The 12,881-nt window shown below is 69.9% G+C and carries 9 protein-coding genes; 2 read left to right on the top strand and 7 right to left on the bottom strand.

The genetic code is table 11. The features are described 5' to 3' along the window. Window positions 1-175 precede the first annotated feature (175 nt). Window positions 176-1,234 (top strand): helix-turn-helix domain-containing protein, encoded by a 1,059-nt coding sequence (locus tag P3T34_RS01465; RefSeq protein WP_280664115.1) that lies wholly within the window; start codon window positions 176-178, stop codon window positions 1,232-1,234. An 82-nt stretch (window positions 1,235-1,316) separates the two neighbouring features. Beyond that, the gene (locus P3T34_RS01470; protein WP_280664116.1) at window positions 1,317-2,321 is read left to right on the top strand and encodes an alpha/beta hydrolase; all 1,005 of its coding nucleotides are present in this window, start codon (window positions 1,317-1,319) and stop codon (window positions 2,319-2,321) included. A gap of 6 nt (window positions 2,322-2,327) precedes the next feature. Here the strand turns inward: P3T34_RS01470 and P3T34_RS01475 are convergent, their stop codons facing one another. From P3T34_RS01475 to P3T34_RS01505, 7 genes are all read right to left on the bottom strand, one after another. Beyond that, the gene (locus P3T34_RS01475; protein WP_280664117.1) at window positions 2,328-3,293 is read right to left on the bottom strand and encodes a helix-turn-helix domain-containing protein; all 966 of its coding nucleotides are present in this window, start codon (window positions 3,291-3,293) and stop codon (window positions 2,328-2,330) included. A 94-nt stretch (window positions 3,294-3,387) separates the two neighbouring features. After that, window positions 3,388-4,167: a carbohydrate ABC transporter permease gene (locus P3T34_RS01480; protein ID WP_280671766.1), complete on the bottom strand. Its 780-nt coding sequence runs from the start codon at window positions 4,165-4,167 to the stop codon at window positions 3,388-3,390. Between the two features lie 47 nt (window positions 4,168-4,214). Continuing rightward, entirely contained in the window at window positions 4,215-5,132 is a 918-nt protein-coding gene (locus P3T34_RS01485) for a sugar ABC transporter permease (protein ID WP_280664118.1), read from the bottom strand. Continuing rightward, window positions 5,104-6,372, bottom strand: a complete 1,269-nt coding sequence (locus tag P3T34_RS01490; protein WP_280664119.1) for a sugar ABC transporter substrate-binding protein — start codon at window positions 6,370-6,372, stop codon at window positions 5,104-5,106. Before P3T34_RS01490 ends, P3T34_RS01485 begins: the two co-directional genes overlap by 29 nt. A 125-nt stretch (window positions 6,373-6,497) precedes the next feature. After that, window positions 6,498-9,245 (bottom strand): LuxR family transcriptional regulator, encoded by a 2,748-nt coding sequence (locus P3T34_RS01495; protein ID WP_280664120.1) that lies wholly within the window; start codon window positions 9,243-9,245, stop codon window positions 6,498-6,500. Window positions 9,246-9,502: 257 nt separating this feature from the next. After that, on the bottom strand, window positions 9,503-9,772 hold the full coding sequence (locus P3T34_RS01500; protein ID WP_280664121.1) for a hypothetical protein: 270 nt from the start codon (window positions 9,770-9,772) through the stop codon (window positions 9,503-9,505). A gap of 306 nt (window positions 9,773-10,078) precedes the next feature. After that, on the bottom strand, window positions 10,079-12,868 hold the full coding sequence (locus P3T34_RS01505; protein WP_280664122.1) for a SpoIIE family protein phosphatase/ATP-binding protein: 2,790 nt from the start codon (window positions 12,866-12,868) through the stop codon (window positions 10,079-10,081). Between the last annotated feature and the right edge of the window lie 13 nt (window positions 12,869-12,881).

Here is a 12,881-nt window from a genome sequence, read left to right on the forward strand (position 1 = left end):
GAGCCGGAGGTTCCGCCGCTTTCTGTCCTGCGCGTGCACTGCGCCTGTTCCGAGAGCGCACGACCGTCCCTGCTGCGCAGACCGGCAGTCAAATGACCTAGAGCAGCTGCCGCCCCCGGGACCAGGCTGACTGCGCAGGGCATTGGCCGAAAGGGGCATTCAGGTGAGCTTGCTGGTGACGACCGCTTCCGTCCCGGAGGAGAAGAAGGCGGCGTTCTGGGGAGAGGCGGTGTCGCGGACGCTGGTGCCAGTGGAGGTGGTGCCACTGGCCGACCGGCCGTTCGAGGGCCGCCTGGTATCGCACCGGCTGGGATACCTGCGGGTGTCCACGATGAAGGCGGACGCGACGCGGGTGTCGCGCACGGCCGGCCTGATCGCCCGGTCACCGCAGGCGGAGCCGCAGGTGGGGGTGGGTGTACAGGCGTCCGGCCGCGCCGTGTTGCGGCAGGACGGGCGTCGGGCGGAGGTGGCGGAGGGCGGCCTCGTGCTGTACGACACCGCGCGGCCGTACTCCTTCGACTACCCGGAGCGCTTCCGCTCCCACGTCTTCCAGGTCCCGCGCAGACTGCTGGGGGTGCCGGAGTGCGACATCCGGCAGGCGGCGGGGACGGCCATCACCTCCACCGAGGGGTTCGGGGCCGTCCTGCTCCCGTTCCTCGACACCCTGGCGGCCTCCGCGCACTCCTACCCCGCCTCCGTCGGCGATCGGCTGGCCGGCAGTGTCGCCGATCTGCTCATCATGCTCGTCGGCCAGCTCACCGGGCCAATAGCCGCCGACCCCCGGACGACCTCGAACGGCAATCTCGTCCAGCGGGTGCGGGACCACATCAACGGCCACCTGGGCGATCCGGAGCTGTCCCCGGAGCTCATTGCCCAGGCCCATCACATCTCGGTGCGCTACCTGCACCGGCTCTTCGAAGGCGAAGGGGTCACGGTGAGCCGGCTCATCCAGCAGTGCCGACTGGAGGCGTGCGCCCGGGAGTTGGCCCGGCGCAGCCGCACCGCGCCGACGGTGTCGGCGGTCGCCCAGCGGTGGGGGTTCGTCAACCCGGCGCACTTCAGCCGGGCCTTCCGCGCCGCCTACGGGATGTCCCCGCGCGAGTGGCGCGCGTCCCGCACCGTCGAAGGGACTGCCAGCGCGCCGAGCCGTTCGGTGCCGGCCGGCCGGCAGCCGTGCGCGGTGGAGCAAGGAGCGATGCCTCCTCAGCAGCACGGCCGACCGATCTGTGACTAGCGTGCGAAGTGCTCGGCCCCACACGGCGGACGACCACCCCCGTGCCATCCGACCCGACCGGCCGCTACGCCAGGAGACCTGAGTGTCCGACACCACCCCTTCGCACCCGCGGCCCCCGGTGCTTGAGAGGGCGCTCCAGGACTTGGTGGATGCCCACGCCCACCGGCCTGCTGCGGAAGGCGGGACGGGCGGGCTCTGCGAGGAACTCCCGGACCTCTCCTCCCTCCCCCTGGAGGACGGACCGGACGGACCGGACGGACCCCAGGACACGACCGCCGAATGGTTCGTGCTGCCCGGCGGACCGACCGGGCCCGTACGGGTCCAGGTGGTCAGGCCGACCGGCGCCGCCGAACCGACCCCGGTGGTGCTGTTCCTCCACGGAATCGGCTGGGCGCTGGGGGACGCCGCCGGCTACGGCCGCCTGCTGCGCGACTTCGCCGTGGGGGCCGATGCCGCGGTGGTGTTCGTCGACTACGCCCGGGCACCTCTGACGCGCTACCCGGTGGCCGTCGAGCAGTGCTACGCCGTCGCCGAGTGGCTCCACGCCCACGGCCACGAGATCGGGCTCGACGGGCGCCGGATCGCCGCCGTGGGCGACTCGGCGGGTGCCAACCTCGTCGCGGCGGTGACCGTGCTCGCCCGGCAGCGAGGCGGCGTGCGGCTGGTGCACCAGGTGCTGGTGTGTCCGGTGACCGACGCCGACTTCGACACCCCTTCGTACCGCCAGTTCGCCGACGGGTACCTGCTGCGCCGCGACGACATGCGCCGGTTCTGGGATGCCTACCTGCCCGACGTACCCCGCCGGCGGGAGGCCACCGCGGCTCCCCTGCGCGCCACCCTGGAGCAACTCGCCGGGCTCCCACCGGCGCTGGTGGTCACCGCCGAGGCCGACGTCCTGCGGGACGAGGGAGAAGCCTACGCGGCCAGGCTCCGCGCGGCCGGCGTCCCGGTGGTGGCCACGCGCTACCAGGGCGTCGTGCACGGGTTCCTCCTCCTCGACGCCGCCCGTCGCACCCGCACCGCCCGCGCCGCGTTCATCCAGGCCGTGGACACCGTCCACATCGCCCTGCACAGCCACGTGGGGTGAGGGAAACTACGTGAGCCCGGTGAGTGTCGCGCTGCGCCATTCCCGTGGCGACATTCCATAGGCCGCGCGGAAGGCGCGGCTGAAGTGGCCGGCGTTGACGAAGCCCCAGCGTTGAGCGACAGCGGACACGGTCGGGCTCACCCGCCCGCGGCGCGCGAGCTCGCGGCTGCACTCCTCCAGCCGGCGCTGCTGGATCCAGCGAGTGATCGTGGTCCCCTCACCCTCGAAGAGCCTGTGCAGGTAGCGGACGGAGATGTGGTGGTACGCGGCGATCGTCTGGGGGGAGAGATCGCGGTCCGACAGGTGATCGTTGACATAGCCGCGCACGCGCAGTGCCATGCCGCAACCGGCACTCCCCCGGTCCGCCGGCTCGCTCCCTGCGGCCTGCTCGCTGATCAGCGCGGCCACCAGGCCGCCGACGGTGCCCGCCAGCTGTTCGCCCACGCGGGGGCTGCACTGCCCAGCGGTGGTGGCCAGCGCGCTCAGGAGGGGCGTGAGCAGGCCCGCCACGCCCGCGTCCGGGGGAAGCGCCGTCGCGGTGACGCGCTCGATATCCGCCTCGGGCATGGCCAGGACGCGGCGGGGCAGCTGGAAGACGTGCATGCGGAAGGCCTCGGGCTGGTCGAGGGCATAGGGACGGGCTGAGTCGTAGAGCACGAGCCCTCCCGGCGCCAGGTGGGCGGTGCGCCCGTCCTGGGCCAGCGCGCCGCGCCCGGAGCTCTGCAGCCCGACGGACACGAACGTCGCGTCGGACTGGGCGATGTGCCGGTGTGTGCGGCTCATGCGCTGCGGGTCCGCCTCGATGGTGGAGACCTGGAGGTAGCCCAGACGGTGGGAGGTGATCTGGCCCGAGAACGGCGCCCTGACGCGGGGAGTGGCCGCCTGCGGGACGAGCATGCGGGTGAGGGCCTTGTTCCAGTAGTCGAGCTTGTCGTCGTCCGGCGCACAAGCTGTGGTCAGTACGACAGTCATGAGTACTCCCCTGAGCAGGTGTTTCTTCGGAACACCGTGCCAGCGGGGCCGGATCGACGCATCGCGTGAATCCGCTAGATCGGAGGTGCGGCCCTCACTTGAGGGACCCGCTGGTGGCGCCGGCGGCGACATGGCGCTGAGCGACGACGAGCAGCACGGCCGCCGGCACGGAAGCCAGAACGACGGTGGCCATGACGGCGTTCCACTGGTCCGTCTGAGCGCCGATGTACTGGTAGATGCCCACGGTGACCGGCCGTACGGTCTCGGTGGTGGTCAGGGTGAGGGCGAACAGGAGGTCGCTCCAGGCGAAGAGGAAGGTGAAGAGGCCGGCCGTGATCAATGCGTTCACGCTCATCGGGAGCACCACGGCCCGGAAGACGCGCAGCCTCCCGGCGCCGTCCACTCGCGCGGCCTCGATGATCTCCCGGGGGATGCTCTGCATGAACGAACGCATGATGATGATCGCGAAGGGGACCCCTGCGGTGGAGTCGGCGAGGATCAGCCCGAGGTAGGAGTTCAGGAGTCCCAGGTCGTTGTAGGCGCTGTAGAGCGCGTTGGCCACGACGATGCTCGGCACCATCTGGGTGATCAGGATGCCGAGAAGCACGAACTTGGTTCCTCGGATGGGGAACTGGGCCAGCGCGTAGGCCGCCGGGGCGGCGAGCCCGAGGCTGAGCACAACACTCCCCAGGGCTATGACGAGGCTGGTGACGAGGCTGCGTCCCTGATCGCGCAGTGCGGTGACGTAACCGCTGAAGTCCGGATGGGTGGGGAACCAGCCTCCCCGCAGTGTGTTGCCCGTCGGCTGGAGGGAGGCGTTCACCATCCAGTAGACGGGAAAGAGCATCAGCGCGAGCAGGATGATCCCGATCATCGTGGATGGCCGGCCGCGGCTCGGAGCGCGCTTCACGGGATCGCCTCTCAGACGTTCTGGGCGCGGCGGTTGGCGCGCAGGTAGACGAGGGCGAAGGCGAGCGAGATGACGATGAGTACGGTGCTCATCGCAGCACCGCGCCCGAATTCGAACTGCTGAAAGGACAGTTCGTAGGATTGGGTGGCGATGGTCTCCGTGGCGTTGGCCGGTCCGCCGCCTGTCACCGTGAGGATGATGTCCAGCACCTTGACCGTGTAAACGACGTCCAGCACCAGCACGACGCTCACCACGGGGCGCAGCAGTGGCCAGGTGACATAGCGGAACGTCGTCACCGGGCCTGCGCCGTCCAGCTTCGCCGCCTCGTACAGATGCGTCGGGACGTCCTGCAGACCGCCGTAGAGGATCGTGGTGTTGAAGGGGATTCCGACCCAGACGTTGATGAGCGTCACCGACACGAGTGCCTGCGAGGTACCGGTGAGCCAAGGGACGCCGGACGAGAGGTGGAGGTCGCGCAGCGCGCCGTTGACGACCCCTGAGTCGGCGTCAAGCATCCACCGCCACGTCGTTGCGGAGGCGACCAGCGGCAGCAGCCAGGGCAGCAGCAGGAGCGACCGCATAACGCGGCCGAGCGGGAAGCTGCGCTGGAAGAACAGGGCGAAGGCCAGGCCGAGCACGAACTGCCCGAGTATCGAACCAGCGGTGAACAGGACCGTGGTCAGCAGGGCCTTGGAGAACAGGTCCGACGACAGGATCTCCGAGTAGTTCCGCAGCCCCACGAACGGTGCGGCACCGGTGTAGAACGTCGTGATCGTGTACTGCTGGAAGCTCATCACGATGTTCTTGGCGATCGGGTAGCCGAAGAACAGCAGCAGGTACGTCGCGGCGGGCACGATGAACAGCCACTGGGCGAGCGGCTCCCAGAAGCGTGGGGTCCCGTCAGGAGTCGGTCGCGATCTGCTGCGCATGCTTGAGTGCTTCCTCCGGCGTCTGCTGGTCCGTCAACGCGGACTGGATCGCGGTGTATATCCCGATGGCTGCTTTGGGCCACTTGACGCCGAGTTCGCCGGTACGGGCCCGGGCCGCTTCAACGCTGTTCACAAACGCAGCCATCGACGGCTCCTGCTCGGCGTACTTGGAAGCCACCGCGGATCGGGAGGGCACGGTAGAGCGCTCCTTGGCCAGGGCGAGCATGTTCGTGGAGTCGTTCAGGCAGGCGAGGACCTGAGCGGCCTTCTGCTGGCGGACCTTGGAAGCGCTCTGCGGGACCGTCCACACCTCACCGCCGAGCGGTGTGACAGCGGTCTGCCCCGCCTGCGGGACCGGGATGGTGGCCACGCCCCAGTGCAGGCCCGGCGCTGCGTTCAGGGCGGAGATCTGCCAGGGACCGTTGATCATCATGGCCGTCCTGCGGGCGACGAACTGAGCGCTGACATCGGACTGGTTCCAGTTCAGCACCGACTTCGACATGGATCCGCTCTCCACCAGGTCGACCCACAACTGGAGTGCCTGCTCGGCCTGCGGGGTGTCCAACTGCGTCTCGTCCCCGCCGTTGGACCAGAGGAAGGGCAGGAACTGCCAGGTGCCCTCGAAGGTGGCGTTCGCGTCGACCGCCATGCCGTAGCGCCCCGGGCGGGTCAGCCTGGCCGCCGCCGCCTTCAGCTCCTCCCAGGTCCTCGGCACGGCGACACCGGCCTCGGAGAGCATGTCCTTGTTGTAGAAGAGGGCGATCGTGTTGACGTTGGGCGCCAGTCCGTACAGCTTTCCCTGGTACGTGCTCGCCGACAGGATGCCCTTGGCGAAGCCACTGGAGTCGATGCCGTACTGGTCCAGCGGGTTCAGCGCGCCGGTCTGGGCGATCTGCTGCAGATCGGGGTTGTCCAGCATCAACAGATCGGGCAGGGTCCGCGACGACGCCTGTTGGAGGACCTTGGGGATGAGGGACGGCCCTGGAACGCTTGTCTGCTCGACCGATACGCCGACGGTCTTGCCGCAGGTGGTGAGCAACTCGCCCCACTGGGTGTGCTCGGGTTCGTCGGTGTAGTAGTCGAGTGCGGTGATGGAGGTGACCCTGCCTGCCGCTGACCCGGCACCGGCTGCGCCACCGGTTGGGCCACCGCACCCGGTGGCGACCAGGCCCAGGGCGACGAGTCCGGTCCCCAGTCGGGCGGCGATCCGCCGCGCCGACGGCCTGGCTGGTGAGCTCATGGTGGTGCCTTTACCAAGTGTCGTGGGTGGCCGGAGTGTCGATGGCGGTGAAGAGAGGGGAACCAAGATCCCCAGGTGACTCGAACAGCGTAAACATGCGGGTCACGGCCAGACACCTGGGGGCGTCAGTTGTCCGGCAAGGCCATGACCAGGTTGGCAAGCTGAACCCGGGAGTTGAGCGACAGCTTGCGGAAGACGGAGGTCAGGTGGGTGTTGACCGTGTGCGGGGAGACGACGAGCAGGTCGGCGGCCGACCGGTTGGTACGGCCCTCGGCGATAAGGCGCGCGACCTTCCTCTCCGAGGCGGTGAGGGCTCCCCAGCCCTGGACAGGGCGCTGCGTGGGCGCTGCCCGGTGGCTGCCGGCCCCGGCACCGGCCAGATCGCGCTGTACTCGTTCGGCTGCGGCGTGGGCGCCTGACGCGGCGAACGTGCCATGAGCGTGCGTCAGGGCGGCTACTGCCTGAGGCTTCCGACCCGCGGCCAGGAGTGCCCGTCCGAGATCGGCCTCGGCGGCGGCCCGGACCAGCGGGCGAGGGCTCGCCTTGAGCAGTGTGACGGCGCGCTCCAGCATGGCGAGATCGTTGTTCACGAGCCCGGCGGCCTGCGCCGCGATGCCCGTGGCCGTGGGCACGGCCGGGTTGCGTTCGGCGTAGGCCTGGGCCTGCGCAGCCAGGTCCTCGGCGAGCTCGCGGTCCGAGCCACGCAGGGCCATGCGTATCGCGGAATCGATCCAGTTGCGCAACAGCCGCCAGCGCATGAAGAAACCCGCCTGCTGCACCTGCCGAATCCTGTCGAGGGCAAGCCCGACGTCCCCGTCGGCCTCGGCGTGGACCGCCTCCAGGAAGCGCACTGCGGCCGTGTTGCCCGGGTTCGGTTTGGCCGCCAGTCTCTCCCGCGCTGCCGCCAGGTGCTGCCGCGCTGCTTCCGGATCGCCGCGCAGCAGGGCGATCTGTGAGCGGATCACACGGGAGTTCACCTGCTGGACGGGTACCTGGACGTCGTCCTCCAGGCGCTCCATCGTGACGAAGTCGGCGTCAGCGTCGGCGAGCTTGCCAAGCGCCAGATGGTGCTGCCCCTGTCCCCACAGCAGCATGGCCTGACGCGGCGACCCGCCACGATCCACCGCCCGCAGCAGCAGTCGTTCGCTGGACTCGAAGTCGTCCACGTGCTGGTGCGCGACGATCTCCTCGGGAAGAAAAGCGGAATCGACGGCACTGAGCGCGGCGAACCGCTCCAGCGCGACGGTGTTCTGACCCGCGTTGAGCGCGATCTCGCCCAGCCCGCACAGGGCCAGGACGTGCGCCTCCCGGTCACCGCTCGCGGTGGCGGCACGCAGCGCGGTCTCGCCGGCCTCCCGCGCCGCGACGAGATCCTCGGCGCGGGACAGCGCCAGCGCACGCAGGGCCGCCAGCCTCGCTCCGACGTCCGGGGCTGCGCCCCCGATGGCGAGGGCTGCTTCGGCCCGGCGGCGCAACTCTCCGGCGAGATCCATGGTCCACAGGGTGCCGCCCAGGGCAGCCTGCAACCGACTGAACGCCTCCAGCGGCGGTCGGCAGTCCAGCAGGCGGTCGCCGGTCGACAGCGCCTCTCGATTCCGGCCGGCCCGGGTCAGGCAGACGATCGCCTGCTCACCCACGACGAACCTCAACTGCCGTGCTGACGGCACCAGTTCCAGGGCACGCACCATCAGGTCGGCCGCGAGACCCGGCGCAACCGGCAACACGTCGTCCGCGGCTCGCCGCAGCAGCGCCACGGCTTCCTCGTCCCCGGGCAGGGCGCCCCGAAGGATGTGCGGCACCGCGTCGATCGGCTGGCGGCCCGCGGAGACCAGGTGGTTGGCAGCCTCTCGGTGCAGTGCCTTCCGGGCTGACGGCGGGATGTCGACGTAGACGGCCTGGCGCAGCAGATCATGCCGGAAGACCAGCTGATCGCCGTCATCGTCCAGGAGTCCGGCTCGCACCGCCTCCTCGAGCGCCGCGATCAACGTGGTGGACCGTTGGCCGCAGAGCGCGGTGGCGTCGTGGAAGCCGAACCGGCGTCCCAACACCGCTCCCATCCGAAGCAGGCGCAGTGTGCTGGGCTGCAGGGACCTGAGTCTGCCGCGCACACCCACCACGAGCCCCGGGGGCACGAGTTCACCCGAGCCCTCGGCGGACCGCAGTCCGGCGAGCATCTCGACCGCCAGGAACGGATTCCCGCCGGCTCCCTCGAGCAGGTCGCGTACCCGCTCGTCAGCGGCTGCACCCAGTGTGTCGCCGGCCAGTTGGCCGACGGCCGCGCCGGACAGCGGCCCCAATGGCACGGTAACCGTCGGGAGTGTGCCCCTCGCGGCTGCGACGACCTCGTCCGCTGGACCGACGGGCTCCGGTCGCCCCGCCAGGATCCACAGAACCGGCGAGGTCCACAAGCGTGTCGGAAGCTGCTTCAGGGCAAACCGGCTGAGCGGGTCGGCCCACTGCACGTCGTCCAGGGCGATCAGCACCGGCACGCTGCCGGCTCTGGCCTCGATCGCCTCCGCTATGCGCTCCACCAGCCAGATCCGCTGATCGTGATTGCGCGCGAGATCGGCAAAGGCATCGCCGGAGAACAGCGGTTGATCGCCGTGCAGGATGCAGGCCGCCAACGACGAGAGCGGCACGATGTGATGCAGCTCGTCGGCCTTGCCGAGACCGACTGAGAAGCCCGCTGCCCTGGCCCTGGTCACGGCCTCGGCGAGCAGCGTGGTCTTGCCGATACCCGCCTCCCCCCGGATCAGGGCCAATCCCCCGCTTCCGGTGCCGGCCACCGAGGCGATCAGCGCCTGCAGCTCTTCGAGCTCCACCTCTCGGCCACGCAGACCGCAACGGGACAGCGATCCGCCCGACCCCGCCACTCACGCGCCTTTCCTGCCCGCACTCACCGGCTGAAGCCGGGCTCAGCCCACCCCGGCTGGTGGCTCCGCCCTTCAGCGTCGGCCGCCGGTGCCGGTGCCGGTGCCGGAAAGCGACGCCGACCAGGCCCGGACGACGCGCGCCGGATGTGCCCATTATCCAAATAATGGCAGCTCAGAGTGGTCCATGGGGCAAGTGACTCCGGCCACACCAGCGGCAGAAGGCTTCGGCCGGCAGAAACGGGCGTGACGCTGCTTCATCAGGGTTGAGGCACGTGCGGACGACGCCAGCGACTGCGCGTCAAGGCCATGCCAAATCCGGTTCCCCGCGCAGCTGCGGCATGTAGATATGGTTCAAGTCGGTCCTCGGACACGACCCATTGGCCAACATCGTTGGCCAGGGAATGCAGGTCAGGAGCAATCCTGACCTGCATTTTGCGTTGCGCGTGATTGTATTGGCAGCGCAGGCCGAGGGCCGCGTAGGTCTGCCGCTTGGTCTCGGGTTTGGCGTCGCGCAGGACGTCGACCATTGCGCCTGCCGAATACCGGCGTCGCCCAGGATGTGGTCGAAGACCGCCGGGAACTTCGCGTCCCGGTCGCGGATCCGGTAGTTGACGGTGGCTCGGCGTTCTCGAGGTCCATGACCAGGTTCCGGGCAACCTGGCCCACCCAGTGGGCGGTGGGATGCGCGGTGGTCCCCATGATGCGGACGGAGGGGGCACCGCCCGGCGCCCAGGTGGTGACGCTTCGACGGGGTGCGGGGTCGATGCCCTCGGCGTCCTTGTCGCGGTCGCTCATCGGCAGCAGCCGCAGGGCAGCGAACGCGTTGGTGACAGTCAGATATGCCAATGGTCCTCGGGTCGGTGCGACGTCGCCGGAAGTGGCCCCGAGGGTTCCCTCCCGGTCCCGTTCTCGTTCCCGTCCGGGTCGGTTACCGAAGCGGGAAGCGGCTGCTCGGCCCAGATGATCTTCCCCTGAGGAAAGTACCGCGTGCCCCAGCGCTTGGTGAGCTGGGCCACCATGAACAGCCCGCGGCCGCCCTCGTCCATCGACGCCGCGTACTTCAGGTGCGGCGAGGTGCTGCTGCCGTCGGACACCTCGCAGATCAGGCCGCGATCACGCAGCAGCCGCAACCGCACCGGCGCCGAGCCGTAGCGGATGGCGTTGGTGACCAGTTCACTGAGTATCAGTTCCGTGCCGAACGCCAGGTCGGTCAGGTCCCACTCGTCGAGCTTCGCGGCTGTCCACGCCCGTATTTCGGCGACGGCGGCCGGATCGAACGGCACCTCCCGCTCGGCGACGTGCTCCGCACCCAGCACCCGCGTCCTCGCTATCAGCAGCGCCACATCATCCTGCGGACGGGCCGGCAGCAGGTCGTCGAGCACGGCCCGGCAGTTCTCCTCGGGCTGCCGATCCTGGTGGGAGACGAGCGACTGGCGCAGCAGCTCCATCCCGACGTCGAAGTCCCGAGTGCGGTCCTCGATCAGCCCGTCGGTGTAGAGGACGATCTGGGTGCCTTCGGCCAGGTGAACCTGCGCCGTCTCGAACGGCATCCCGCCGGCACCCAGCGGCGGTCCGATCGGAAGCTCTGGGAAGTCGACGCTGCCGTCGGGCCTGAGCAGTGCGGGTGCGGGGTGTCCGGCCCTCGCGATGGTGCAGAGCTGGGACACCGGGTCGTAGATCGCGTACAGGCAGGTCGCTCCCGTGACGCCGGTGCCGGTGCCGCTGTCGGTCTCCTCCTGGTCGATGCGGTCCACCAGTTCGTCCAGGTGGCCGAGCAACTCGTCCGGCGGGAGGTCGAGGGCGGAGAAGTTGTGCACAGCGGTGCGCAGCCGGCCCATGGTGGCCGCGGCGTGCAGTCCGTGGCCGACGACGTCGCCCACGACCAGGGCGACCCGGCTGCCGGGCAGGGATATCACGTCGAACCAGTCGCCGCTGACTCCGGACTGTGCGGGCAGGTAGCGGTGCGCGACGTCGAGGGCACTCTGTTCCGGGAGGGCGCGCGGCAGCAGGCTGCGCTGCAACGTCACGGCCATGGCGTGCTCACGGGTGTAGCGGCGGGCGTTGTCGATGCTGACCGCGGCCCGCGCGACCAGTTCCTCGGCCAGCGACTTGTCCTCGTCGTCGAAGGCCTCGGGTTTCTGGGACCGCCAGAAGTTGGCGACGCCAAGGATGATGCCGCGCGCAGTCAAAGGAGTGGTGATGAGCGAGTGGACACCGTACTCGACGATCCGCCTGGTCCACTCCGGGTCCTGAGCCTGCCAGCCGCTGGCGACCGACAGGTCGGGCACCACCTGCGATCGGCCGCTGCCGAAACCCCGGGCCTGGGGAGTGGAAGGGACGAAGGCGATCAGCCTGCCGGGCGGGTAGAAGGGATGGTCTTCGCGGATCCCGTGGACCGTGACGCGGCGCAGGTCCATCCCGGTACCGGCGGGCTCGTCCCCCTGCATCACGGGGTCGGCGAGGTCGACGGTGACGAAGTCCGCGAGGCCGGGCACGGCGGCCCGCGCCAGCTCCTCAGCCGTGCGCACGACGTCAAGTGTCGTGCCGATGCCGACGCCGGCCTCGTAAAGCAGGGCGAGGCGACTGCCGGCCACCTCGGCCTTGCCGGACAGTGCGAGGAGCTCTGTCGAGTCGCGGATCGTGGCGACCGTTCCCATCGCGCCGCGGTGGCGGTCCGTCCGCCGCTGGTTCACCGCAAGCAGTCGGCCACCGCAGCGGTGCATCTCGTCCGTCGCCACTCGGCCCGACAGGAACAGTTCCGCGGTGTCGGGGTCGAGGTCCCGCAGTTCGCCCACGTGCCGGCCCTCCGCATCAGCCGGCAGTCCCAGCAGCTCCCTCGCCTCGTCGTTCGCCAGGAGCAACCGCCCGTCCTGTCCGACGATGACCACGCCTTCCCGCACCGCGTGCAGGACGGCGTCGTGGTGCTCGTACATCCGCGTCATCTCGGCCGGACCCAGGCCCCGCGTCTGCCGCTTCAGCCGCCTGGCGACCAGAGCGGTCCCGGTCGTGGCCACCGCCAGTGCGGCGGCGCCGGCGCCGAGAATGACGGGCAGCTGCCGGTTGCCGGCCGTGTTGACGTTCTTGACCTTGAGCCCGGCCGACACCAGTCCCACGACCGACCCGTCGGGCGCCTTGACGGGAACGATTGCCTGGACCTCGTGCCCGAGCGGCCCGTACACGCTCTCCGTGTAGACGTGGCCAGCCAGCGAAGGGCCGATCGTTCCGACGAACCGCTTGCCGATCCGGTCCGGCAGGGGGTGCGTGTAGCGGATCCCGTGGGTGTCCATGACCACGATGAAGTCGACGCCGGCCGGTCCGCGCGCCGCCTCCGTCAGCGGCTGGAGTATCGCCGTCGGAGAGGGCGACTTCAGTGCCGCGAGGATGCCGGGGGAATGCGCGAACGTCTCCGCGACCGCCACCGACCGGCTCCGGGCCTCCGCGTCACTGGCGCGCCGCGACTCGAAGGCCAGCGCCAGGATCGCCCCGAGGACGAGCAGCAGCACGACCACGACCTGCAGCGCGAAGACCTGGCCGGCGACGCTCCGGGACTTCTTCCCGAGAGGACTCTTAGCGATCGGCGACTGCTCGACTACCGTCCGAAATCGGTCGGGGGGTTCGGCCATGCGTCATTTCTAA

This window comes from Kitasatospora sp. MAP12-44, from assembly GCF_029892095.1.
Taxonomy (GTDB): Bacteria; Actinomycetota; Actinomycetes; order Streptomycetales; family Streptomycetaceae; genus Kitasatospora.